Source organism: Ruegeria sp. THAF57, assembly GCF_903914075.1.
Classification (GTDB): Bacteria; Pseudomonadota; Alphaproteobacteria; order Rhodobacterales; family Rhodobacteraceae; genus Ruegeria.
In genome coordinates this window covers 75425-99403 of record NZ_CAIWNQ010000003.1, presented here as the reverse complement: position 1 = coordinate 99403, position 23979 = coordinate 75425, and the positions used below count along the sequence as shown (strand labels likewise).

Here is a 23979-nt window from a genome sequence, read left to right as displayed (position 1 = left end):
CCGCTTATCCTGCGGCTTCAACGGTCACGACACGACTTCATAGGGCGTGTCGAACCAAAATTCCTCAAGGTTGGGGCCTGCGCCGATCCGATCGACAACCGCGAACAGGCCGGGGCCGTGCAGTGGAGTCAGAACGCCATGCCACGTGCCCCTGTGATAGTTCACCGCCTGCCCCGGAGAGGTAATGAACGCCTCCGGCTCGCCCGGCTTGCCATTCTCGTCCAGGGCAACGATGACCAGAAAGGGCCGATGGGTCATGGGGATAAAGGCTTGGCTGCCATCCGGATGCCGCTCGACCATATCAAGCTGATATGGCAGGGCACGCGGGTTGGCGTTGAACAGGCTGATCCCTGCACGGCCGTCCGAAAAATCCAGCTCAGCGCGATCATGGAACCGGCCGCATTGCCCCTGATTGATGATCTTGTCCGGGTCGCCTGCGACTTCGATCACATCCCCAAAAGGCGCAAACGCGGCGGGCGTCAGAGGGGTTGCCGCAATCCGCTTCATGAGGGCAAAACGTCCTGCAACCGGAACTCGGCAATACGTTCAACCTGACGACAGGCTTCGGCAAACTCTGTGTCTCGGTCCTGATCAATCCGGCGTTGGAACGCGTCCAGAATCGAAGCCTTGTTGTGATCACGCACCGCAATGATGAAGGGAAATCCGAACTTCTGCGTATAGCGCGTGTTCAGATCCGTAAAAGCGTCGCGCTCAGCATCCGTCAGCGCATCCAATCCGGCTGATGCCTGCTCGGACGTACTTTCCTGCGTCAACCGCTTGGCCTGCGCCAGTTTTCCCGCAAGATCCGGGTGCGCCGTCAGTACGCCCAGCCGCTCTGGTTCCGATGCGGATCGGAACATGCGCGCCAGCGCATTGTGCAACCCACCAGCCGTGTCGTGGGCCGGACCCAGTTCCAGATCATAGGCACGCTCAGCGATCCAGGCAGAGTGTTCGAATATCCCGCCATAGGCTGTGACAAAGGCGTCCCGGTCCATCTCGGACGGTTTGGGCCGTGAAACAGGAGGATGCTGTTCCGCCCAATGCGCGGCGATTTGCTGGCGGGTCGCGAACCAGACATCCGAATGCCCCTGCGCGTAGTCCAAGAACCGCTTCAGGGCCACGACCCGGCCCGGACGACCGATCAGGCGGCAATGCAGGCCGATCGACAGCATCTTTGGCGCACCCGCCTCGCCTTCTGCATAAAGCGCATCGAAACTGTCCTTGAGATACGCATAGAACTGATCGCCCGAGTTAAACCCCTGCGGCGTGGCAAAACGCATATCGTTGCAGTCCAGCGTGTAGGGGACGATCAACTGATCCCGCCCACCGGCATTCATCCAATAAGGCAGATCGTCAGCATAGGTGTCAGCCACGTAGGAAAAGCCGCCTTCTTCGGCGACCAGCCGCACGGTATTTTCGGAACACCGTCCGGTATACCACCCCACCGGGCGTTCACCGACAACCTCGGTATGCAGGCGGATCGCCTCGGCAATCTGGGCGCGTTCCTCACCCTCGGGCATGTCCTTATGTTCAACCCACTTGAGGCCGTGGCTCGCAATCTCCCACCCTGCGGATTTCATCGCTGCAACCTGATCCGGGGAACGGGCCAAGGCCGTTGCGACACCGTAGACAGTGATCGGCAAGTCCTTCATCAACCGGTGCAAGCGCCAGAACCCGGCACGCGATCCGTATTCATAGATCGATTCCATGTTCCAATGGCGTTGGCCCGGCCATTGGGCGGCTCCGACGATCTCGGACAGGAACGCCTCGGACGCGGCGTCCCCGTGCAGCACGCAGTTCTCTCCGCCCTCTTCATAATTCAGCACGATCTGAACCGCGAGTTTCGCCCCACCCGGCCATTTGGCGTCTGGTGGGTTGGCTCCGTATCCGATCATGTCGCGGGGGTAACGAGGGGGCTGCATGATATTTTCCGTCTTGTCTTTGTCACATTACCTACGCTTTACCGCAGAAACGGAGCGATGATTATCAAATCAATCCGAACGCTGTTTCCATTTCTTTCGGCATTCCCAAAGTTTCGGAATTCAAACCAGACTGTGTCAAACAAAACATGTGCGCTTTATGTGATAAGCATCAGCAAACCAATGAGACGATTAGAAATTAGGAGATTCCCGTGGCAGGTTATCTGACAACCCATGTTCTGGACACCGCGCGCGGCTGCCCGGCAGAGGGGCTGAAAATTGAGCTGTTCGAAATCACGGACGGAAATCGCCGCAAACTGGCCGAGACCAAAACCAACGAGGACGGGCGCACAAACAGCCCGATCCTGCCACAGAACGACTTTAAAACCGGCTCCTATGAACTGGTTTTCTTTGCCGGTGACTATTTGCGCGCAACCGGTCAGTCCGCAGAAGAACCGCTGTTTCTGGACGAAGTTCCCATCCGGTTCGGCATGTCCGATGCAGAAGCCCACTACCACGTGCCGCTTTTGCTGTCGCCTTACGGGTACTCAACCTATCGCGGCAGTTGAGGGCTCAAACCTCTGAATTGCGGACAACGTCCCCGATCCGGGCAATCATGAAATCCATGAACAAGCGCGCCTTTGGATCCTGATGCCTGCGGTGCGTATAAAGACACGCCATCTGGACGGAAACCGGTGGCGTGTCTGTGGCAACGGGGACAAGACGCCCGGCCTTCAGGTGGTCCGTCACCTCAAAAACGGGCTTCATTGCGATGCCTTGCCCTGACAAGGCCCAGTCCGTCAGAACGTCCCCATCATCACATTCAAACCGACCGGTCACCGCAAAGCGTTTCGCCCCCTCGGGTGTTTCCAGTTGCCATTGAAATTCAGCAGCACCCGGAAACCGCAAGTTCAGGCATTCGTGCTTTTCCGAAATCAGGTCCGATCCGGTTTTTGGCATGCCCCGACGTTTTATGTATTCCGGGGCAGCACACAGGACCCGCTGACAATCCGCGATCTTTCGGATGCGCAAGGTGCTGTCTTCTGGCTGACCTATGAAAAACGCCAAATCCAACCCTTCAGTCGTCAGGTCAACGGACCGGTCCGTCAGACGCAGCCGAACGTCGATCTCGGGGTATGCTGCAAGAAAATCAGGCACATGCGGGGCAAGCAGCCTGCGTCCTACGCCCAGCGGTGCCGCGACGAACAACGACCCACGCGGCGCTTCGGTCAGGTGAACCACTTGCGCCTCAGCCTCGTCAACCGCATCCAGAACCGCTACCGCGCCGGGATAAAATGCTCGCCCCTGCTCAGTCGGGCTGAGGTTGCGCGTCGTGCGTTGGAACAGGCGGACACCCAGATGATCCTCAAGCTGGGAAATCCGCGCCGAGGTGACCGCAGGCGAAATGCGCAGGTCGCGCCCTGCGGCGGACATGCTGCCCAAATCGTAGACCCTGACGAAGGTTCGGATATTGTCGAGATAGGACATCTTATCGTTTTTTTTGATACAGTTTGACAATATACGGGAATACCGAAGAAAACCGCGTTTGCCTAGTGTGGCGGCAACCAATCGGAGAGACCTCTCATGTTCGAATTCGCCGTGTTCTGGGACTGGATGGCATTTGCCGTGCGCTGGCTGCACGTAATCACCGCAATCGCCTGGATCGGATCATCCTTTTATTTCATCGCGCTGGACCTTGGCCTGAACCGCAATATCCCCGGACCTGCGGATGGTGAGGAATGGCAGGTCCATGGCGGTGGTTTCTACCACATCCAGAAGTACTTGGTCGCGCCCGAACGGATGCCGGACCATCTGACCTGGTTCAAATGGGAAAGCTACGCGACCTGGCTCAGCGGTGCCGGATTGCTGATGATCGTCTACTGGGTCGGCGGAGAGCTGTATCTGATCGACGCGGAAAAGGCGGATCTCGCCTTGTGGCAGGGTATTGCGATCTCGGCCGTGTCCCTGACCGTCGGCTGGCTGATCTACGATTTTCTCTGCAAGTCTGGACTGGGTGAGCGGCCAACGCTGCTGATGGTGCTTCTGTTCGTCCTGCTTGTGGCGATGGGCTGGGGGTACAACCAGATTTTCACCGGTCGGGCGATGATGCTGCATCTGGGCGCATTCACGGCGACGATCATGACCGCCAATGTGTTTTTTATCATCATGCCGAACCAGCGCATCGTGGTGGATGACCTGAAGAACGGCCGCACGCCGGACCCGAAATACGGAAAAATCGCCAAGCTGCGCTCGACCCACAACAACTATCTGACGCTGCCAGTCGTTTTCCTGATGCTGTCGAACCACTACCCGCTGGCCTTTGCGACGGAATACAATTGGATCATCGCTGCACTGGTCTTCTTGATGGGTGTCACGATCCGCCATTATTTCAATACACACCACGCACGCGCGGGTGATCCTACGTGGACATGGCTGGTCACAGCATTGCTGTTCATCGCGATCATGTGGCTGTCCACGGCACCAATGTATAAACCGCTGGAAGAGGCCGAGGCGCAACCTCTTACCCCTTACGAGCAGAAGTTTGCAGCCGCCGAAGGGTTTGAAGAGGCCCATGATGTCGTCTTGGGTCGATGCTCGATGTGTCACGCTCGTGAACCTGTGTGGGAGGGCATCCAATGGGCACCAAAGGGCGTGCTGCTGGAAACCGAAGGTGACATCGCCCGAAACGCAAAACAGATATACCTGCAATCGGGTGTCAGCCACGCCATGCCCCCGGCCAACGTGACCTATATGGAACCAGAAGATCGCGAAGCTATCATCCGTTGGTTCCGCAACGTGGGATCATAGGCCCGAGACTGACCGACCACACAAATGCGAATTCGACAGGTCCGGCGAAAAATTCTCTTCCCTGCGCGAAAATTGATGCTCTAACATGGCTTTAACGAACCGTCGCATTGCACAAGGCGGTGACCTAAAACTCGACTTGGGGCAGTTGGAGCCAAAAGATGCAGGGAAACGGGCGGCACGCCGTTTTTAGGAATTGCCTTTTTGGTGCTCTCTCGCTTGTCTTGCCCACATCAGTTGCGGCTCTTGAAACGACCCTAACCGCGTCGGGTGCGCCAAGTAAGTTGGTGGAACGGATCGAAGAAACCTCTTCGGTTGCAACGGCCGAATCGCGCGGTCTGGACACGCCGCTGGAAATTCTGTCAGCCGCATTGTCAGATTACCGGACCATCGTTCAAATTCTCTATGACGAAGGGTATTTCAGCCCGGTCGTCAGCATCAAGCTGGACGGCCAGGAAGCGGCCGAAATCAGTTCACTCAGCGTCCCGGCGCAAATCAACCGCGCCGTAATAACGGTAAACACGGGCCCTACCTTCAAGTTCGGCGAAGCCGTCGTTGTGCCATTGGCCCCTGAAACCGAACTGCCCGAAGATTTTGCAACAGGCCAGCTAGCCACAACCGGCGCCATTCAACGCGCGGCCTCTGCCGGTGTGCAGGGTTGGCGCAACGCGGGTCACGCCAAGGCCGGGGTTGAGGATGAACAGGTCATCGCGCGGCATGCGCAGGCCAGGCTGGATGCGCGTGTCGATCTAGCGCCGGGGCCACGCCTGACCTTCGGGAAAATGTTCATCAAGGGCGACTCGGACGTGCGCCACAGGTCCATCGAAAAAGTTGCCGGATTCCCGTCGGGCGAGGTTTACTCGCCCGAGCAAATTCAAAAAGTCGGAACACGCCTGCGGCGGACCGGAACGTTCAACGTGGTTTCCATCGAAGAACATGAAACCCCGAACCCGGACGGGACGCTGGATTTTGACGCCTATTTTGAAGATTTGCCGAAACGCCGCCTGACTTTCGGGTTCGAGATCGCGTCACGCGATGGGATCGACGTGACCGCAACCTGGACGCATCGTAACGTATTCCGGCGTGCCGAAAGGCTGCGTTTCGAAGCTGCGCTGCGCAATATTGGCGGGGCCGAGGATTTGGACGGACGTATCGGTCTTCGTCTGGATCAACCCGACAGGCTGGGCCCGGACGACAACACATTCTGGAGCGCGTTGATCGAACGTCGAAACACGGACAATTACAACGTGACAATCACGTCACTGGCCTATGGTGCACGGCGCACATTCTCAGACCGTCTTTATGCCGAGGCTTCGGCTGGCTTTCAGTGGTCTAATGCCGATGACGCATTTGGCGACGGTCGCAAGTTCCGTTACTTCATTATTCCGACACGGTCCGAGTGGGACCAACGGGACAGCAAGGTCAGCGCGACGCGCGGGTTCTATCTGGATTCTCAGATCATGCCATTCGTCGGGCTGTCTGGCACGGAAACAGGCATTCGATTCTTCTTTGACGGACGCGGCTACACCAGCCTGAACACCGAAGGACGCATCGTCCTGGCCGGCCGGGTTCAGGTCGGGTCGGTCCTTGGCCCCTCGCTGGATGGTGTGACGCCCGACTTCCTGTTTTTCTCGGGCGGGGCGGGTTCTGTACGCGGGCAGCCTTTTGAAAGCCTCGGCATCCCGGTTGGAAACGAAGTTGCTGGCGGCAAGTCCTTTCTTGGTCTGTCCGGCGAGGTGCGTGGGAAAATAACCGAGGCGATATCGCTTGTCGGATTTTATGACTATGGTGTTGTGGACTCGTCGTCCTTCGTCACCAGTGCCGCGGCCTCTCATTCCGGTGCGGGTTTGGGGGTCAGGTATGACTTGGGCGGATTTGGCCCGCTACGTCTGGACCTAGCGGTGCCTGTTCAGGGCGACACAGGCGACGGCCTGCAGTTTTATATCGGGATCGGACAGGCATTTTGATACGGCGATATTCATATCCTGTGCTAACCGCGACACTTATCCTGACCGCGCCGCCTGTGGTCGCGCAAGAAGATGGCAGCGGCAGCATGCTGGAGAACTTTCTCCAGGACACGCTGTCGGGCGACAATCAGAACGTGACCGTGACCGGCCTTCAGGGTGCACTTAGCGCGCGCGCGACAATCGAGGAAATTACCGTCGCAGACGACGAAGGCGTCTGGCTGACCATCAAGGACGCGCAGCTTGACTGGAACCGTCTGGCGCTGATCCGCGGCCGGTTTTCTGTCAACTCCCTAACCGCGCAAGAGATCGACATTGCCCGCGCACCCGGTGCGACGACGACAGACGAACCAGCGGCAACCGTCGAAACGCAGCCCTTCCAACTGCCAGAACTGCCCGTCGCAATTGAAATCGGAGAAATCCGCATTGACGAAGTGTCTTTGGGTGAACCTCTGATCGGGGTCGCTGCGGACCTTTCGATCAACGGCAACCTGTCTCTGGCGGACGGAACGCTTGATACATCGCTGGATGTAACCCGTCTGGACCGCGCAGGGGATGAGATCAAGCTGACGGCTGGATTTGAAAACGCCACGAGCGAGATCAATCTGGACCTGCAAGTGACCGAGGCTGCAGGCGGGTTGATTTCGACCGCCTTGAAAATCCCCGACAGCCCCCCGATTGGCCTGACTGCCAACGGATCGGGGCCGCTTACCGATTTCACAGCCGATATCGGGTTGAGCAGCGACAACCAACAACGCGTTTCAGGGCAAGTGCGCCTGCGTGCGGCTGATGGTGGCGCGCAACAAGGGATCGCCTTTACAACAGACCTGAGCGGCGATCTGACCCCGTTCCTGACCCCAGAAATTGATCCGTTCTTCGGGACGGACACACGCCTGTTCGTGGACGGCCAAACCAAACCCGAAGGCGCGCTTGAGGTGTCAGATCTTGAACTGACCACACAGGCGCTGAACCTAAAGGGGGAATTGGAACTGGCTGAAGGCGGCTCACTTCAACTGGCTGCCCTTCAGGGCCGCATCACACCGCCCGACGGAGAGGCGGTCGTGTTGCCGGTCGCCGGCGGTGAAACGTCCATTGAAGCTGCGCAAATTTCCGCCCTGTACGACCACAAGAACGGAAACCTCTGGGATCTGAGCCTGACTGCAAACGCATTCAAATCACCGCAGGCCAATCTGCAAAACGCGCGTATCAGCGCGCAGGGCGTGCTGGACCAGGGCGAGGCTCTGGCCGCCAGCGGGGATGTTCAGGCCAGTGTCACTGGTATCGACCTGACCGATCCGGCCCTGAATGCGGCCGTTGGTCAGCGCATCACGTTAGACGGGCAATTCGATTATGGCAGCGATCAATCTCTTAATCTGTCCGGGTTCGAACTGATCGGGGCTGACTACGCACTGGCTTTGGACGCGTTGATCGACGGTCTGACAAGCGGATTGACCGTGGATGGATCAGCGACGCTTGAGGCAACCGATCTGGCGCGGTTTTCGGATATCGCCAAGCTTGACCTTAGGGGGCAGGTGTCGGCGCGAGTAGAAGGGAAAGGGTCACCGCTTGAGGGCAGTTTTGACGGGACGCTGTTTGTTGACGGCAGCGATCTGGCCACCGGGCGCGACGATATTGATCCGGTGATCACAGGTGAAACCACGATCTCACTGGACGGCAAACGCGGATCTGACGGCATCACGATCCGGTCTTTTGAACTGAACAGTGAAGCGGCTCAGGCACAGGCAAACGGTGTGGTCACAACGCCAAATGGAAACCTGACCATCGACGGGCAAGCGCAGGTCAACGCACCGGACTTGTCCGTTTTCTCAGGTCTGGCCCAGCGCGATCTTGGCGGCTCACTTCGCGCCGAGGTCGACGGCACCGGTACTGTTCAGACGTTGGAGTTTGACGGCACCGCAAGTGTGGTCGGCAGGAACCTGCAAACCGGCATGGCTGACATCGACCCGCTTTTGACCGGCCAAACCACCATTCAGTGGGACGGTGCACGCTCTGCCGATCAGATCGAAATTCGAAATGCGACAGTGAATGGCAAAGCCCTAAGCGCACAGGTACAAGCCACTGTGACCGACCCGACCGGAGAGCCATCCGGCGAAGGCGAGGCGCGCATTGATGTGCCAGACCTATCCCTATTCTCGGGGCTGGCGAGTCGGGACCTGACCGGTTCTGTGAACGCCAATTTCCAGGGCAGCGGCGATCTGGCGACCCGCGCCTTTGATATTCAGGGCAACCTGGACGCCGACGACATCCAGGTCGGTATCGAATTTGTCGACAAGCTTGTGAATGGCCGCACAACCCTGACCGTGGACGCCCAAAACGGGGATCAGGGTCTGGAGGTTCGAAATTTCCGCCTGCAGGGGTCGGCCATTTCAGCCAATGCATCAGGAAAAGTCGCGCGCGAAGGCGGAGGGTTGAACTATTTTGTCCAACTGGATGACGTCGCGCGGATCACACAAACTCTGTCCGGTCCACTGACGCTGGAGGGGAACGTGGCACCCACGTCGTCCGGACTGGAAGGAACGGCAAACTTGCGTGGTCCGGACAGTTCCTACGCCACACTGGAAGGGTCCGTGGATTCAGACGGCGCGGCTGATCTGGTTTTTGATGCAAAACTAAACCGGATTGAGCGGTTTGCCCCGGAATTTCCCGGTACAATCGCCGCGAACGGTACGGCGAAGCGTGACAACGGAGTGTGGACGATCGACACAACGGCTGAAGGCCCCGCAGAAATCAACAGCCAAGTTTCCGGCACATTTGACGAAGCATCGGGTGAGGCCGACCTGAAAGCCGCAGGTGGGGTCAATATCGGTATCGCCAACCTGTTCATTACCCCCAACAAGATCGACGGTACGGCACGGTTTGATCTGGCTTTAAAGGGGAAACCCTCTTTGGAAGCGCTGAGTGGAACGATAACCACCTCGGGCACCTCTTTGGCAATTCCCGGTGCCGGGCAGACCATCACGGGTATCAGCGGGTCAGTGGAACTGGCCCAAAGCCGGGCAACGATTTCCATCAGCGGTGGACCGCGCGCTGGTGGCAACTTTGTCGTGGCAGGGCCAGTAGATCTGACGCCGCCCTTCAACGCAAACATCACGACAACGCTCAACAGTCTCGTTCTGACCGACCAACTTTTGTATGAAACAACGCTGAACGGCCAAATTGCGATGACTGGCGCTTTGGCTGGCAACAGTTCGATTGCGGGACAGATCACGTTCGAAGAAACAAATATCAATCTGGCCGCCGCATCCGGAGCCGTCGGGGCCGCGCCTATTCCCGACATTCAACATATTGGCGAAGGCTCGGCCAGCTTGATCACCCGCGAACGTGCAGGGCTGGTTGTTGACGAAGAAGCAACACCCAGCGATTCCCGCATTTCTCTCGACATTGCGCTTTTGGCACCAAAGGCGGTCTTTGTGCGCGGGCGCGGTGTGAACGCGGAACTTGGTGGTCGTTTGTTTATTGGCGGCACAACGTCTTCGGTGGTGCCATCAGGTCAGATCGAACTGATCCGTGGTAACCTGGACATTCTGGGTCGCAGGCTTGCGCTGACCAAAGGCATCGTGACCCTGCAAGGCGACCTGACCCCCTATATCGAGTTCGAGTCTTCCGCCAGCACGTCAGACGGCACGGCCACGATTGAAATCGCAGGTCCGCTGGATGCACCGGAAGTAGACGTGTTCTCCGACCCCGAGCGCCCTGCAGAAGAGGCGTTGGCGATGCTTCTGTTCGGCAACCGCTTTTCCGAATTGTCGCCGTTTGTCATTGCGCAAATGGCTGCATCACTTGCCCAACTCAGCGGTGCGGGTGGTGACGCCACCAAGGGGCTACGGGATGCGACCGGTGTAGACTCGGTGGACATCGGTGCGACCGAAGGCGGCGCCGGTCGATTGGGTGCAGGGGCTTACCTAAGTGACAATCTCTACACCGATTTCACCGTGAACACCGAAGGCGATACCGAGGTGAACCTGAACCTTGATGTAACCGACAATTTTACCGTTCGCGGGACAGTTGACGGGCGCGGGGAAACAGGTGTCGGTGTGTTTTTCGAGCGCGACTACTAAGCCCGCCGTATCCCAATCGCCTGTCCGGCCTGAGGGGCCGCGTCCAACCCCGCGTGATCGCGCACCATTTGGGCAAGCCGTTCTGCGGCCCAATCCGGGTAAGCGACCGAACGCCCGGTCTTATGGCTGACATTCATGAACAATGCTTCTTGCGTTGCACAGACTTCGCCGTCGTTTTCTGACAGCATCTGCGCAAAATAATGGCCCCTCTTGTGGTCTGCATCCAGCAGGCGAATCCGGTAAAAGAAGGGTTCGTTTTCCTGTATTTCGCGCAGGAAAGTCATATGCGATTGCAAGACATAGGGCCCCTGCCCCAATGCCGCCACTTGCACTTCGCCAAGGCCCAAATGCTCGACCATCAGCTTTTCCAGCGCCAGATCGAAGGCCACTCCGTAGTAACCCACATTCATGTGGCCATTGTAGTCAATCCATTCCGGCAGCACCCGGAACCCCCTAATTTCGACCGGCGCATCATAGGGGCCGTCATGCCCGCTTAGGGGTTCAGTCATCGGGGTCCTCCTCAAAAATCGCAACGGCCCGAACAAAGCCTGCCGACGCGCCCTTGATCTTGAAAGGAAAGCACGAGATTTCAAACCCCGTCGGCGGCAGGTTTTCGAGGTTGGTCAGCTTTTCCATGTGGCAATACCCGATTTCCATCGAGGCGCGATGCCCCTCCCAGATGATCGAGGCATCCTGTGTCTCAGCGTATTCCTGCGCCGTCAGGGCAAAGGGCGCATCCCAGCTCCAGGCGTCCGTACCGGTCACGCGCACGCCGCGTTCCGTCAGGTACAGCGTCGCCTCACGGCCCATCCCGCAACCTTTAATCAAATAGTCCGGCTGACCATAGCGCGTTCCCGCAGACGTATTGACGATCACGATGTCCAGCGGTTGCAGATCATGACCTATGCGCTTCAGCTCTGTTGCGACGTCGGCGGCGGTTGCAACATAGCCGTCATCGAAATGCCGGAAGTCCAGCTTCACGCCGGGGTTCATGCACCATTCGAGCGGCACCTCGTCGATGGTAATCGCACGCTCGCCGTTATTCATGGTCGAGTGGTGGTGATACGGCGCGTCCAGATGGGTGCCGTTATGGGTCGCGATCTGAAGACGCTCAATCGCCCAACCCTCACCCCCCGGCAAATCATCCTTTTGCAAGCCCGGAAAAAAGGACATGACCTGTTCTGCGGTCTGATCGTGGGTCAGGTATTCGATTTCGGGCAGCATAATCGGCGGGTCGGATACGATCCCGGTTTCCAGCGGAACGGATAAATCGACAAAACGGCGCGGCATGAAACCCTCCATCACCCCAAGCGATGATAGGTTTGGCCGCATCTAACCTTCTGTCAAGGAAAGAAAAAGGCGGCTACTGGGGCCGCCTTTTCCGCTTATTCCGCCGCAATCGCGTCTTCGATCTTTTCAACGCGGATGGCCGAGAACTTGAACTCGGGGATTTTGCCGTAAGGGTCGATGGCCGAGTTGGTCAGGATATTCGCCGCCGCTTCGACATAGGCGAACGGGATGAACACCATGTCCTCGGCGATCGCGCGGTCGGCACGCACCATGATCTCGATGGATCCCCGGCGCGTTGTCAGGCGGATGGTCTCGCCCGGTTCGATCCCCATCAGCTTGAGCGTCCGCGGGTTCATCGAACAGTTTGCTTCTGGTTCCACGGCGTCCAGAACCGTAGCGCGTCGCGTCATCGACCCGGTGTGCCAATGTTCCAACTGGCGACCCGTGGTGGCGATCATAGGATATTCCTCATCCGGGGCCTCATCGGGGGGGATGACGCTGGCCGGGGTGAATTTCGCCTTGCCATCGGTGCGCGGGAAGCCGTCACCAAACACGATGGACTGGCCCGGATCGGTTTCCGATAGCGACGGATAGGTGATCGTTTCACTCTCCAACCGGTCCCACGTGATATTGTCGAGCGAAGCCATGGTCAGCTTCATCTCGGCAAAGACCTGGGACACATCCGTGTAATCCCAGTTCAACCCGATGCGCTGCGCCAATTCGACAGTGATCTTCCAATCCTCACGCGCCTCCCCCGGAGGGGTCACGGCGGGACGCACCCGCTGTACCTGACGGTTGGTATTCGACACCGTGCCGTTCTTTTCATAAAGCGCCGAGGCAGGCAGGATGATGTCGGCATAATTCGCCGTTTCGGTCAGGAAGATATCCTGCACGATCATCAGGTCCAGCTTGGCCAGCGCGTCGCGGGCATGATTCACATCAGGGTCGGACATGGCCGGGTTTTCGCCCATGATATACATGCCCTTGATGTTGCCCGCATAGGCCTGATCAATGATCTCAGTCACCGTCAGGCCCTTTTCGTTCGAGAAATCGTCCGAATTCCACACTTCGTTGAACTTGGCGCGAATGCCATCGTCAGTCACGGTCTGATAATCCGGCAGGAACATCGGGATCAGTCCCGCGTCAGACGCGCCCTGCACGTTGTTCTGACCGCGCAGCGGGTGCAGACCTGCGCCGGGTTTACCGACGTTGCCAGTCATCAGAGCAAGGCTGATCAGGCAGCGCGAGTTATCCGTGCCGTGAATGTGCTGGCTGACGCCCATACCCCAGAAGATCAGACCAGCCTTGGCCTGCGCAAAGGTGCGCGCAACACGGCGCAACTGATCCGGTTCGATGCCACAGATCGGCGACATCGCCTCGGGCGTGAACTGGCGCAGGTGCTCTTTCTCGGCCTCCCAGTTCTCAGTCCAGCGGTGGATGTACTGGCTGTCGTAAAGTTCCTCTTCGACGATCACGTTCATGATCGCGTTCAGCATCGAGACATCGGCCCCCGGACGGAATTGCAGCATCTCGTCGGCAAACTTGCGCATGCCCACACCGCGCGGGTCCATCACGATCAGCTTGCCGCCCCGTTTGGTGAACTGCTTGAAATAGGTCGCCGCAACGGGGTGGTTTTCGATCGGGTTGGCCCCGATGATGATCGCTACATCCGCATTTTCGATCTCGTTGAAGGTCGCTGTCACCGCGCCCGAGCCCACGTTCTCGATCAGAGCGGCCACCGACGACGCGTGGCACAGACGGGTGCAGTGGTCGACGTTGTTGTGCTTGAATCCCTGACGGATGAACTTCTGGAACAGGTAGGCTTCTTCGTTGGTGCATTTGGCCGAACCAAAACCCGCAACGCTGCGCGGGTCTTCGGCGCGCAGGGCTTTCAGCTTGGACGCCGCAAGGCCCATCGCCTCGTCCCATGTCGCCTCGCGAAAGTGGGTGGACAGGTCCGCAGGGTCGACATTCAGACCCTTTTCAGGCGCGTCCTCACGCCGGATCAGTGGCGTGGTCAGGCGGTGCGGGTGGTGGATGTAGTCAAAGCCAAAACGGCCTTTGACACACAGACGGCCTTCGTTGGCGGGGCCATTGATGCCCTCGACATATTTGACCTTACCGTCCTTGACCTTCAGCGAGACTTTGCAGCCCACACCGCAGAACGGGCAAACGCTTTCTGTCTCAGAGTCGTAGTCTTTGCTGTCACCTTTCTGCTGGTCGTCAAGCACGGTAGCGGGCATCAGCGCACCAGTCGGGCAAGCCTGCACGCATTCGCCGCAGGCCACACAGGTCGAATCGCCCATCGGGTCGTTCTGGTCGAACACCACCTGCGCTGTATGACCACGACCGGCCATGCCGATCACGTCATTTACCTGCACTTCACGGCAGGCCCGGACGCAGAGGTTGCAGTTGATGCAGGCGTCCAGATTGACACGCATCGCAATGTGGCTGTCATCCAGCAGCGGGATCTTTTCGGCCTCTTTCGCCGGAAAACGGCTCTCGCTGACATCGTTCAGCTTGGCCATGTCCCAGAAATGGCTAGAGGCGTCGTGCGCTTGCTCCGGCTGATCCGCGACCAGAAGTTCCATGACCATGGCGCGCGATTTCTCAGCGCGTTCGCTGTCGGTCTTGACCACCATACCGTCGGCGGCAGGGCGGATGCACGAGGCGACCAGAGTTCGCTCGCCTTCCACCTCGACCATACAGGCGCGGCAGTTGCCGTCGGGGCGGTACCCCGGCTGCGGCTTGTGGCACAGGTGCGGAATTGTGAACCCCTGGCCCTTGGCGGCTTCCCAGATGGTCCAGCCCTCGGGCACGGTGACATCTTCGCCGTTCAGGTTGAAGGTGACGGTCTTGGTTGGGCTTGCGTCTAGCATGGCTCTGTCTCCCTTCAAATTTCGTCAGCGAAATGTTTCATGACAAGGCGGATCGGGTTCGGGGCCGCCTGTCCCAGACCACAGATCGAGGCATCACCCATCACCTGACACAAGTCTTCCAGCAGGTCCTGATCCCACTTGTCAGCCTGCATCAGCTTGACCGCCTTTTCGCAGCCAGCACGACAGGGCGTACACTGGCCGCAGCTTTCGTCTTCGAAGAAGCGCAGCATGTTGAGCGCCGCATCGCGGGCGGTGTCCTGATCGGACAGAACCACCACAGCGGCCGAGCCGATAAAGGTGCCATGCGGTTGCAACGTGTCGAAATCCAGCGGGATATCATCCATCGACGCAGGCAAAAGCCCCGAGGACGGACCGCCCGGCTGATATGCCTTGAAACTCTGCCCGTCGGCCATACCGCCTGCCGCTTCGATCACGTCCAGAATGGTCGATCCGGCAGGCAGCAGGTAAACCCCCGGCTTTGCCACACGACCCGAGACCGAATAGCTGCGCAGCCCCTTGCGCCCGTTCTTTTCGGTGCTGTTGAGGCATTCCGGCCCCTCGCGACACACCTTGGTGACCCAATACAGCGTCTCGACATTGTGGACCAAGGTCGGGCGGTTGAACACACCAACCTGCGCCACGAACGGGGGACGGTGGCGCGGCAGGCCCTTTTTGCCTTCGATCGACTCGATCATCGCGGATTCTTCGCCGCAGATATAGGCACCGGCCCCCCGGCGCAGGTCGATATAGCCGGGCGCAACGATCCCGGCCCGTTCCAGCGCGGCGATTTCACGGCGCAGGATTTCCAGCACGGCGGGGTATTCGTCGCGCATGTAGATAAAGCAGGTTTCTGCCTCGACCGCCCATGCGGCGATCAGCATGCCCTCAAGGAAGACATGCGGCGTGCGCTCCAGATAGTAGCGGTCCTTGAACGTGCCGGGCTCGCCCTCATCGCCGTTCACGGCCAGATAACGGGTGCCTTCGTTCATGCGAACAAAGCCCCATTTCTTGCCCGACGGGAAGCCAGCGCCGCCCAGACCACGCAAGCCCGAGGACAGAACGTCTTCCTGCACCTTCTCCCAATCGCCGCCGTCGCGCAGTTCTTTCAGCTTGGCGTAGCCGCCGTTCGCTTGATACGCAGCAAGAGTTTCATAGTCCGGCAGGTGCGCATGGGTGTCACCCGCTGCAATCGCGGCCTGCACCTTTTCGGGGGTCGCATGGTCGATGTGGTTGTGACCGATCTCAAGCACAGGCGCGGTATCGCAACGGCCCATGCAAGGGGCGCGGACCACACGAACCTCGGACGCGTCCAGACCGTCCTCCAGCGCTTTTTGCAACTGCTGGGCACCGGCCATTTCACAGGACAGGGAATCACAGACACGGATCGTCAGCGCGGGTGGAGGGGTCTCGCCCTCTTTCACCACGTCGAAATGGGCATAAAAGGTGGCTGTTTCATAAATCTCGGCCTGACCGATGCGCATCTCGACGGCCAGCGCAGCGATGTGGTCGGCGCTGATATGGCCGTGCGCGTCCTGAATCAAATGCAGGAATTCGATCAGCAGATCACGGCGACGGGGGCGATCCCCCAGCAGGCGCGTGATCTCGGCCTGCGCTTCATCCGTGAACTGACGACCTTTGGGCGTATGCCGCCCCTTGCCTTTACCTGACTTCCAGACGCCCTTGGGTGCGCCTGATGGCTTGGTGTCTAATGGTGCCATGATGCCCTCCGATTAAGGCCTCGTGTCTCATCAGACTAACATATCGTCAAATCGCATATTTTAATCGCACGATAACGACAGATTATCACCGCAATGAGGCGACCACTGTCCTCAGCGCCTCCACCGTCGGCAGTTCGGGATCACGGCTAAGGGTTGCCAGACAAATCGGTTTGCTGACCACCGGATCGACCAGGGGCAGCACCTTCGTCCCCTTCAGATCACCCAATGCCCGGACCAACACGCGGGGAACAACCGTTGCCGCCAGCCCTTCGCGCGCCATGACCATCGAGGCGGTGAATCCACTGGTTTCAGCCACCACATGCGGGTGCAGTCCCTGCTCGGCAAAAATGCGATCCAGAATACGCCGGTTCTGCATCTGCGGCTCAAGTAGGCTCAGGGGAAACTCGGCCACCTGCGCCCATGGGATCGGGCCGGAATCCTCGGTCATATGCGCTGGGATCAACAGCACATAGGTTTCTTCGTACAAGGGCTGTACCTGCCGCAGATCGGTGCCGATACTGTCACCATAGGTGATGCCCGCATCCAGACTGCCTTCGTCCAAACGGTGCTGAATGGCGGTCGCCGACATGGTTTCGATCCGCGACAGGATGCGCGGATGGGCCTGCTGCAAGCGTTTGACCAAACGTCCGGTAAAGGCAATCGCGGTGGGGATCACGCCCAGGATCAACGTCCCCGTAATCTCACCCTTGGATGCCTGCACCTGTTGTTCCAGCGCCTTGGTCTCATCCAGAATACGCCGCGCGCGCTGGACGATCATCTCGCCCTCTTCGGTCAGGCCCTGAAACCGATTGGCCCGCCGAACGATCGAGACACCCAGCCGATCCTCAAGATTGCGGATACGCATCGAGAATGCAGGCTGAGAAATTCCGCATTCCTCGGCCGCTTTGGCAAAGTGTTGATGCCGCGCCAAAGCGCTGAGGAGTTGCAGGTCGCGGATTTCGATCATTTGGGATCTTTCCCGAGTGGCAAGACGATCCCTACACTATTCGGTTTTTCGCTCCAGTAGAAAGTCAGCTTTGCCCGTTAAAGACAGAATGCGCCGTCCGAACAGGCTTCGAAGTGTCCCAGAACATTCATATGACCCAGAAAATCATAATCAGACGGGTCAACAACTGAACAAAATGATACCAGTGCTGGCGTATCAAATCTGCTTTCCAATTAGCAAAGGATTAACGCGCGACGTATGTGTATGTCATCCTGACGCAACGGAACTCGATTGCCGGTCAGTTATTGTCAGAAGATAAAGCGTGGAGATTACGATGCCTTCAATAGAGATTCAGGTGCTCGAAGGGGTGTTTTCCAAAGAGGAGAAAGAAAAAATCATTCGGAACGTAACTGAAGCTTTCGGCGATGTCGCCGGTCAAACGATCAAAGCGGGAACCTCTGTCCGCATCCTGGAGGTCGGCAGTGGGTCGTGGGGATATGCGGGAAATGTGCTGACAACAGAAGACGCATTGAAGATGCGTGCAAAAGGCTAAGCAGGTGCTCTGTTTAGGGCGTTCGCACAATGTGTGTACGCCCTAATCGTTATGAAAGACACCTGCCGCAAAGCCCCGCCTTACGTATTAAACAAAAAGTGCATCACGTCGCCGTCCTTGACGATGTAGCCCTTACCCTCAGCCCGCATCTTGCCTGCCTCTTTCGCGCCCTGCTCGCCACTGGCGGCGATGTAGTCGTCATAGGCGATGGTCTCGGCGCGGATGAAGCCTTTTTCGAAATCCCCATGGATCACACCAGCGGCCTGCGGTGCGGCGGTGCCGGTGCGAATGGTCCAGGCACGGGCCTCTTTCGGGCCGACGGTGAAATAGGTTTCCAGGTGCAGCAGGTCGTAACCGGCGCGGATCAGACGATCCAGGCCCGGCTCTTCCAGCCCCATTTCCTCAAGGAACATCTGGGCTTCGTCGTCTTCCAACAGGCTGATCTCTTCTTCGATTTTGGCGCTGATGATGACGTGGGAATTGCCCTGCGCCGCGGCCATTTCAGCGACCTTGGCCGAGTATTCGTTGCCCTCGGCCGCTTCTTCCTCGGACACGTTGCAGACATAGAGAACCGGCTTGGTGGTCAGCAGTTGCAGCATCTTCCACGCCTTGGCGTCTTCGTCCGAGACCTCGACCAGACGCGCGGGTTTGCCGTTTTCCAGCATCTCTTGCGCGGTCGCCAGCAGACGATCCTGCTGCGCGGCCTCTTTGTCATTGCCCTTCAGCTTGCGCACCAGATTGGCGCGGCGCTTTTCGATGCTTTCCAGATCGGCCAGCATCAACTCGGTTTCGATCGTGTCAGCATCGGCCACCGGGTCCACACGGCCATCCACGTGGGTTACGTCACCGTCTTCGAAACAGCGCAGCACGTGGGCAATCGCGTCGGTTTCGCGGATATTGGCCAGAAACTGGTTGCCCAGCCCTTCGCCTTTCGAGGCGCCTTTGACCAGACCGGCAATGTCCACAAAAGTCATCCGTGTCGGTATGATTTGCTTTGATGAAGCAATCGCCGCCAGTTTATCCAGCCGGTCATCAGGAACCGCAACGTCGCCCACATTGGGTTCAATCGTACAGAACGGGAAATTCGCCGCCTGCGCAGCTGCGGTCTTGGTCAGCGCGTTGAACAGGGTCGACTTGCCCACATTCGGCAGACCCACGATTCCCATTTTAAAGCCCATCTCGGCCTCCTGAAGCGATACGACGGCGTCTTCTATTCAGGTAAGGGCAAATGCGCAACCCAACCGCTCAACTTGGTTCGAGTCCGATCTGCAACATCACAACCCTGTCAAAGCGTGTGTCTCGATCTCGACTTGATTTTGTTGACCAAACGTAATCACTCTCAGACCTATCGCGAACAGATTGACGAAGATGCCTTATGAAATTCCTTCTTATTTTCACTGCTTTCTTGCTTTCAGCGGCTACAGCACACGCTCAATCCGTAATTTTCGGAGCAGGCTACGCTGATTTTTCCGATAGCAATGGCGAGGATCAGGCCATCTTTTCGCTGGAATACCAGCACAGTCCGTTTCACCAAGCCACCCGGTTTAGTGCGGGCTGGGGGGCAGCACTGACGGTTGATGTCGATGGCGACACGCATATCGGTGCGGGTTTGATTGGCGTCTACTCATTCTCGGACCGCTGGTTTGCCGAACTCAGTGTCATGCCCGGCTACTACAACGCATCTAATGACAACAACGACTTGGGCGGCAGCTTCCAAATTCGCAGCCTTCTGGGGGTTGGCTACAATTTGAACAGCGGCAACGCTATTTCTCTGGCTGTAACGCACAAGTCCAATGCCAGCACCGAAAGCTTCAACCCCGGTGTGAATGCCCTGTTCCTGCGATATCACTACGGGTTCTAAGCCAATCTGGCCCCGGCGGGATTGATTTCCGCGCAAAGTTTCTGCACATCAGGTTCAAACCTGTTTGCAAGGACTGCTGATGACCCGTATCGACGCCAAGTTTGCCGCTCTGAAGGCCGAAAACAAGAAAGCCTTTGTCGCCTACATCATGGCCGGAGACCCTGATTTCGATACTTCGCTCGAAATCGTGAAGGGACTGCCGGGTGCAGGTGTCGATGTGATCGAACTTGGTCTGCCATTCACCGATCCCATGGCCGACGGCCCGACGATTCAGGCCGCCGGACAGCGTGCCCTGGACGGCGGTATGACCTTGCAAAGAACCTTGGATCTGGCGCGCGCCTTCCGCGAGACGGATGATACGACACCCATCGTCCTGATGGGGTACTACAACCCGATTTACAGTCGCGGGGTCGACACGTTTCTGGCCGATGCCAAAGCTGCGGGTATTGACGGGCTGATCGTCGTAGACCTTCCCCCCGAAGAAGACGAAGAGCTTTGCCTGCCTGCTCAGGCGGCGGGTCTGAACTTTATCCGCCTTGCAACCCCGACAACCGACGACAAGCGTCTGCCCCGCGTTCTGCAAAATACGTCGGGCTTTGTATACTACGTCTCGATCACGGGGATCACCGGCGCCGCCGAAGCCCAAGCAACGAATGTCGGTCCCGAGGTCGCCCGGATCAAGGCGGCAACGGACCTGCCTGTCATTGTCGGCTTTGGAATCAACACACCCGAAAAATCCCGCGCGATCGCTTCTGTGGCAGACGGCGCGGTAGTCGGGTCCGCGATCGTCAGCCAGATCGCCGCTGGCAAACCGGTTTCCGACGTACTGAGCTTTGTAAAAACGCTGGCCGACGGGGCCCATTCGGCCTGAAAACACTGACAGACCCAAAAATATGATCAACCGCGGCTGGCCTCTTCCACCCGCGGTTTTTTGCGTTCCTTCGGCGCGGCAACAGACCGCAGACTTGGGACGTTGCGGCACCTCCGTATAATTGGTAAGAAAAAAGAACCAATTCAAAAGGCCAAAGCCAAATGCCAGTCATCACAAACATAGAAGACCTTAAACGGATCTACGAACGACGCGTCCCGCGGATGTTTTTCGACTACGCCGAAAGCGGAAGCTGGACAGAACAAACGTTTCGCGAAAACAGCTCGGATTTCGAAGATATTCGCCTACGCCAACGCGTCGCCGTGGACATGGCCGGGCGCTCGACCGCATCACAAATGATTGGCCAAGACGTTGCGATGCCGGTTGCACTGGCCCCCGTCGGATTGACCGGGATGCAACACGCCGACGGAGAGATGAAGGCTGCCAAAGCCGCCGAAGAATTCGGCGTTCCCTTCACGCTGTCCACCATGTCAATCAACTCGATCGAAGATGTGGCTGAACACACGACAAAACCATTCTGGTTCCAACTTTATACAATGAAAGATCAGGATTATGTCGGACGCCTGATCCAACGCGCAAAAGACGCGAACTGCTCGGCCCTTGTCATCACTCTGGACTTGCAAATTCTTGGCCAGCGGCACAAGGACCTGAAAAACGGCCTGTCTGCTCCACCAAAACTGACTGCGAAAACCGTCGCAAACCTCATGACCAAATGGGCATGGGGCATTGAAATGCTGGGCGCACATCGGCGAGAATTCGGCAATATCGTCGGCCACGCCGAAGGGGTGTCGGATGCTTCCTCGCTCGGCGCTTGGACAGCGGAACAGTTTGACCCCAGCCTTGACTGGAAAAAAGTCGAAAAGCTGATGGAGCAGTGGGGCGGCAAAGTGATCCTCAAGGGCATACTGGACGCCGAGGATGCAAAGATGGCGGCCAAGTTGGGGGCCGACGCAATCGTCGTGTCAAATCACGGCGGGCGCCAGTTGGATGGGGCACTTAGCTCAATCCGCGTTTTGCCCGAAATCATGGATGCGGTCGGTGGAGATGTCGAGGTTCACCTGGACAGCGGCATTCGTTCAGGCCAAGACGTGCTCAAGGCACTGGCTCTGGGCGCAAAAGGCACTTATATCGGCCGCGCCTTTGTCTATGGGCTGGGCGCAATGGGGCAAAAAGGCGTTACGACCGCGCTGGATGTCATTCATAAAGAGCTTGATACCACTATGGCGCTGTGCGGCGAGCGCCACGTTGGCGACTTGGGTCGCCACAACCTTTTGGTCCCCGAGGATTTTGGCGGTCGCTGGCAAGTCTGACCATCGGGTTTAGGGGGCTCTGCCCCCGTCGCCCTTTGGGCGACTCCCCCGGGATATTTTTAGCCAGATGAAGCAGGGATCCTTCATTCATCTGGCCTTAAATATCCCGGAGCGCGAGGCAGAGCCTCGCAATGAACCTGATCCCGTAAAAAGCCCTTTCCAATTGTAGTGAATCAAGCTATGGACGCGGCTTCACGCGGGCATACAGCCTTGGAGGATGCCCGCCCTAACATTGGAGAATATATCATGGCTGGTGAGATTCCTGATCTCGTAGCTCTGGAACGGACGGGGACAGGCAAGGGCGCCGCTCGTCAAGCACGCCGCGACGGCATGGTTCCGGGCATTGTATTTGGTGGCGATAAAGAACCGCTGCCGATCAACATCCCGTTCAACGTTCTGTTCAAGCGCCTGAAAGCGGGCCGGTTCAAGTCAACTCTTTGGAACCTGAAGGTTGAAGGACACGAAGACGTGCGCGTCATTTGCCGTGACGTACAGCGTGACGTTGTCAAAGACCTGCCGACCCATCTGGACCTGATGCGCCTGCGTCGGACCACCAAGATCGCGCTGTTCATCCCCGTTGAGTTCGTCAACGAAGAAGAAGCGCCCGGCATCAAGAAGGGCGGCGTTCTGACCGTTGTCCGTCCTGAGGTCGAGCTGATGTGTACCGCTGGTGAAATTCCCGAGAAGATCACTGTTGATCTGACCGGTTTGAACATCAACGACGTTGTCACCATCTCGTCGGTTGACCTGCCTGCAGGCACCAAGCCGACCATCGACCGTGACTTCGTGATCGCCAACATCTCGGCACCGACTGGTCTGTCGTCCAGCGACGACGAAGAAGGTGAAGAGGGCGAAGTGGCACCTGATGAGGTCGAAGTCGTCGGCAAGGAAGAAGCCGAAGAATAAATCCGGACACGAAGTTCCAGATTTTTCGGACGGGGCCCTTGGGTCCCGTCTTTTCTTTTGGTCTGATCGGGCTGGAAAACTGCCCCTGATCCATGCCATCAACCAATTGCAGATCGGTGCGCAAAGTAAGGACGTAGGAATGAAGCTGTTTGTCGGCTTGGGAAACCCGGGATCAAAATATGCCCGAAACCGGCATAATATTGGCTTTATGGCTGTCGACAGGATCGCGGATGATCACGGCTTCGGACCGTGGAAATCAAAGTTCCAGGCCGAAATTGCCGAAGGGCGGCTGGGCGGCGAAAAGGTTCTTGTGATTAAACCACAGACTTTCATGAACCGCTCGGGCCAGTCCGTTGGCGAGGCGATGCGCTTTTACAAGCTCGACTCGACCGACGTGACCGTTTTCCATGATGAGCTGGACCTTGCGCCGGGCAAAGTGCGGGTCAAAGCAGGTGGAGGGCATGCTGGCCATAATGGGCTGCGCTCGATCCACGAACATATCAGCCCGGCTTATGACCGGGTGCGGCTCGGGATCGGCCATCCCGGGCGCAAGGAAATGGTCTCACCCTATGTTTTGGGTGATTTTGCCAAGGCCGACAGCGACTGGCTTGACGACGTCCTGCATGGTGTATCCGACGGTGCCGGACATCTGGCTGACGGAGAGGGCGGCAAGTTTATGAACGCTGTCGCCTTGCGCACAGCCCCGCCACGGTCTTCAAAGTCCCCCTCTGGGCCTGCCAAGCCGACTGCAAAACCAATTTCGCAACCAGAATCACAGCCAACACCCGACGACCGATCGGCCATGCAGCGGCTGTTGGACAAATTCAAATAGACACACCAACATTGCCGCAACGTATCAT

General features: G+C 58.0%; 19 protein-coding genes. 10 read left to right on the top strand and 9 right to left on the bottom strand.

From position 1 onward, the window contains the following. Positions 1-24 precede the first annotated feature (24 nt). Positions 25-507, bottom strand: a complete 483-nt coding sequence (locus RUESEDTHA_RS08380) for an ureidoglycolate lyase (protein WP_180886126.1) — start codon at positions 505-507, stop codon at positions 25-27. Beyond that, positions 504-1922: an allantoinase PuuE gene (gene puuE / locus RUESEDTHA_RS08375; RefSeq protein WP_180886123.1), complete on the bottom strand. Its 1419-nt coding sequence runs from the start codon at positions 1920-1922 to the stop codon at positions 504-506. The genes RUESEDTHA_RS08380 and puuE overlap by 4 nt, the downstream gene beginning before the upstream one ends. Positions 1923-2131: 209 nt before the next feature. On the opposite strand from puuE, the gene uraH reads away from it, so the two are divergent. Beyond that, positions 2132-2488: a hydroxyisourate hydrolase gene (gene uraH, locus RUESEDTHA_RS08370; RefSeq protein WP_180886119.1), complete on the top strand. Its 357-nt coding sequence runs from the start codon at positions 2132-2134 to the stop codon at positions 2486-2488. A gap of 4 nt (positions 2489-2492) precedes the next feature. Here the strand turns inward: uraH and RUESEDTHA_RS08365 are convergent, their stop codons facing one another. Further along, entirely contained in the window at positions 2493-3407 is a 915-nt protein-coding gene (locus tag RUESEDTHA_RS08365) for a LysR family transcriptional regulator (RefSeq protein ID WP_171125758.1), read from the bottom strand. A gap of 96 nt (positions 3408-3503) precedes the next feature. Here RUESEDTHA_RS08365 and RUESEDTHA_RS08360 point away from each other — a divergent pair, with 96 nt between their 5' ends. From RUESEDTHA_RS08360 to RUESEDTHA_RS08350, 3 genes are all read left to right on the top strand, one after another. Further along, a complete protein-coding gene (locus RUESEDTHA_RS08360; protein WP_180886117.1) occupies positions 3504-4727 on the top strand; it encodes a urate hydroxylase PuuD in 1224 nt (407 codons plus the stop codon). 221 nt (positions 4728-4948) lie between these two features. Next, complete coding sequence (locus tag RUESEDTHA_RS08355) at positions 4949-6691, top strand: autotransporter assembly complex family protein (RefSeq protein WP_370456775.1); 1743 nt, start codon at positions 4949-4951, stop codon at positions 6689-6691. Positions 6692-6777: 86 nt separating this feature from the next. Further along, complete coding sequence (locus tag RUESEDTHA_RS08350) at positions 6778-10767, top strand: translocation/assembly module TamB domain-containing protein (protein WP_255431659.1); 3990 nt, start codon at positions 6778-6780, stop codon at positions 10765-10767. Here RUESEDTHA_RS08350 and RUESEDTHA_RS08345 read toward each other — a convergent pair. The 5 genes from RUESEDTHA_RS08345 to RUESEDTHA_RS08325 form a co-directional block, all read right to left on the bottom strand. Continuing rightward, on the bottom strand, positions 10764-11276 hold the full coding sequence (locus tag RUESEDTHA_RS08345) for a thioesterase family protein (RefSeq protein WP_180886111.1): 513 nt from the start codon (positions 11274-11276) through the stop codon (positions 10764-10766). The genes RUESEDTHA_RS08350 and RUESEDTHA_RS08345 overlap by 4 nt on opposite strands. Further along, positions 11269-12057, bottom strand: coding sequence for a cyclase family protein (locus tag RUESEDTHA_RS08340; RefSeq protein WP_180886107.1), 789 nt, complete (start codon positions 12055-12057; stop codon positions 11269-11271). Before RUESEDTHA_RS08340 ends, RUESEDTHA_RS08345 begins: the two co-directional genes overlap by 8 nt. Positions 12058-12152: 95 nt before the next feature. Continuing rightward, positions 12153-14936, bottom strand: a complete 2784-nt coding sequence (gene fdhF, locus RUESEDTHA_RS08335) for a formate dehydrogenase subunit alpha (RefSeq protein WP_180886105.1) — start codon at positions 14934-14936, stop codon at positions 12153-12155. Between the two features lie 14 nt (positions 14937-14950). Beyond that, positions 14951-16654, bottom strand: coding sequence for an NAD(P)H-dependent oxidoreductase subunit E (locus RUESEDTHA_RS08330; RefSeq protein ID WP_180886103.1), 1704 nt, complete (start codon positions 16652-16654; stop codon positions 14951-14953). An 85-nt stretch (positions 16655-16739) separates the two neighbouring features. Next, positions 16740-17621 carry a LysR family transcriptional regulator gene (locus RUESEDTHA_RS08325; protein ID WP_180886101.1) on the bottom strand — a complete coding sequence of 294 codons (882 nt, stop codon included), beginning with the start codon at positions 17619-17621 and terminating at the stop codon, positions 16740-16742. 313 nt (positions 17622-17934) lie between these two features. On the opposite strand from RUESEDTHA_RS08325, the gene RUESEDTHA_RS08320 reads away from it, so the two are divergent. Beyond that, a complete protein-coding gene (locus RUESEDTHA_RS08320; RefSeq protein ID WP_180886099.1) occupies positions 17935-18153 on the top strand; it encodes a tautomerase family protein in 219 nt (72 codons plus the stop codon). An 80-nt stretch (positions 18154-18233) separates the two neighbouring features. Here the strand turns inward: RUESEDTHA_RS08320 and ychF are convergent, their stop codons facing one another. Beyond that, positions 18234-19331: a redox-regulated ATPase YchF gene (ychF, locus tag RUESEDTHA_RS08315; protein ID WP_180886097.1), complete on the bottom strand. Its 1098-nt coding sequence runs from the start codon at positions 19329-19331 to the stop codon at positions 18234-18236. Between the two features lie 197 nt (positions 19332-19528). On the opposite strand from ychF, the gene RUESEDTHA_RS08310 reads away from it, so the two are divergent. The 5 genes from RUESEDTHA_RS08310 to pth all read left to right on the top strand — a co-directional run bounded on the left by RUESEDTHA_RS08310 (position 19529) and on the right by pth (position 23951). Further along, the gene (locus tag RUESEDTHA_RS08310) at positions 19529-20014 is read left to right on the top strand and encodes an acyloxyacyl hydrolase (protein ID WP_180886095.1); all 486 of its coding nucleotides are present in this window, start codon (positions 19529-19531) and stop codon (positions 20012-20014) included. 79 nt (positions 20015-20093) lie between these two features. Next, positions 20094-20885 (top strand): tryptophan synthase subunit alpha, encoded by a 792-nt coding sequence (gene trpA / locus RUESEDTHA_RS08305; RefSeq protein ID WP_180886093.1) that lies wholly within the window; start codon positions 20094-20096, stop codon positions 20883-20885. 161 nt (positions 20886-21046) lie between these two features. Next, the gene (locus tag RUESEDTHA_RS08300; protein WP_180886091.1) at positions 21047-22213 is read left to right on the top strand and encodes an alpha-hydroxy acid oxidase; all 1167 of its coding nucleotides are present in this window, start codon (positions 21047-21049) and stop codon (positions 22211-22213) included. A 246-nt stretch (positions 22214-22459) separates the two neighbouring features. Further along, positions 22460-23119 carry a 50S ribosomal protein L25/general stress protein Ctc gene (locus tag RUESEDTHA_RS08295; protein WP_171125779.1) on the top strand — a complete coding sequence of 220 codons (660 nt, stop codon included), beginning with the start codon at positions 22460-22462 and terminating at the stop codon, positions 23117-23119. A 139-nt stretch (positions 23120-23258) separates the two neighbouring features. Continuing rightward, the gene (gene pth, locus RUESEDTHA_RS08290; RefSeq protein ID WP_180886089.1) at positions 23259-23951 is read left to right on the top strand and encodes an aminoacyl-tRNA hydrolase; all 693 of its coding nucleotides are present in this window, start codon (positions 23259-23261) and stop codon (positions 23949-23951) included. The last annotated feature ends 28 nt before the right edge of the window (positions 23952-23979 follow it).

Excerpts from the sequence above, each read along its gene's own strand:
- RUESEDTHA_RS08380 (WP_180886126.1), bottom strand. The coding sequence starts at position 507 with ATGAAGCGGATTGCGGCAACCCCTCTGACGCCCGCCGCGTTTGCGCCT.
- puuE (WP_180886123.1), bottom strand. The coding sequence starts at position 1,922 with ATGCAGCCCCCTCGTTACCCCCGCGACATGATCGGATACGGAGCCAAC.
- RUESEDTHA_RS08365 (WP_171125758.1), bottom strand. The coding sequence starts at position 3,407 with ATGTCCTATCTCGACAATATCCGAACCTTCGTCAGGGTCTACGATTTG.
- RUESEDTHA_RS08360 (WP_180886117.1), top strand. The coding sequence starts at position 3,504 with ATGTTCGAATTCGCCGTGTTCTGGGACTGGATGGCATTTGCCGTGCGC.
- RUESEDTHA_RS08350 (WP_255431659.1), top strand. The coding sequence starts at position 6,778 with ATGCTGGAGAACTTTCTCCAGGACACGCTGTCGGGCGACAATCAGAAC.
- RUESEDTHA_RS08345 (WP_180886111.1), bottom strand. The coding sequence starts at position 11,276 with ATGACTGAACCCCTAAGCGGGCATGACGGCCCCTATGATGCGCCGGTC.
- RUESEDTHA_RS08340 (WP_180886107.1), bottom strand. The coding sequence starts at position 12,057 with ATGCCGCGCCGTTTTGTCGATTTATCCGTTCCGCTGGAAACCGGGATC.
- fdhF (WP_180886105.1), bottom strand. The coding sequence starts at position 14,936 with ATGCTAGACGCAAGCCCAACCAAGACCGTCACCTTCAACCTGAACGGC.
- RUESEDTHA_RS08330 (WP_180886103.1), bottom strand. The coding sequence starts at position 16,654 with ATGGCACCATTAGACACCAAGCCATCAGGCGCACCCAAGGGCGTCTGG.
- RUESEDTHA_RS08325 (WP_180886101.1), bottom strand. The coding sequence starts at position 17,621 with ATGATCGAAATCCGCGACCTGCAACTCCTCAGCGCTTTGGCGCGGCAT.
- RUESEDTHA_RS08320 (WP_180886099.1), top strand. The coding sequence starts at position 17,935 with ATGCCTTCAATAGAGATTCAGGTGCTCGAAGGGGTGTTTTCCAAAGAG.
- ychF (WP_180886097.1), bottom strand. The coding sequence starts at position 19,331 with ATGGGCTTTAAAATGGGAATCGTGGGTCTGCCGAATGTGGGCAAGTCG.
- RUESEDTHA_RS08310 (WP_180886095.1), top strand. The coding sequence starts at position 19,529 with ATGAAATTCCTTCTTATTTTCACTGCTTTCTTGCTTTCAGCGGCTACA.
- trpA (WP_180886093.1), top strand. The coding sequence starts at position 20,094 with ATGACCCGTATCGACGCCAAGTTTGCCGCTCTGAAGGCCGAAAACAAG.
- RUESEDTHA_RS08300 (WP_180886091.1), top strand. The coding sequence starts at position 21,047 with ATGCCAGTCATCACAAACATAGAAGACCTTAAACGGATCTACGAACGA.
- RUESEDTHA_RS08295 (WP_171125779.1), top strand. The coding sequence starts at position 22,460 with ATGGCTGGTGAGATTCCTGATCTCGTAGCTCTGGAACGGACGGGGACA.
- pth (WP_180886089.1), top strand. The coding sequence starts at position 23,259 with ATGAAGCTGTTTGTCGGCTTGGGAAACCCGGGATCAAAATATGCCCGA.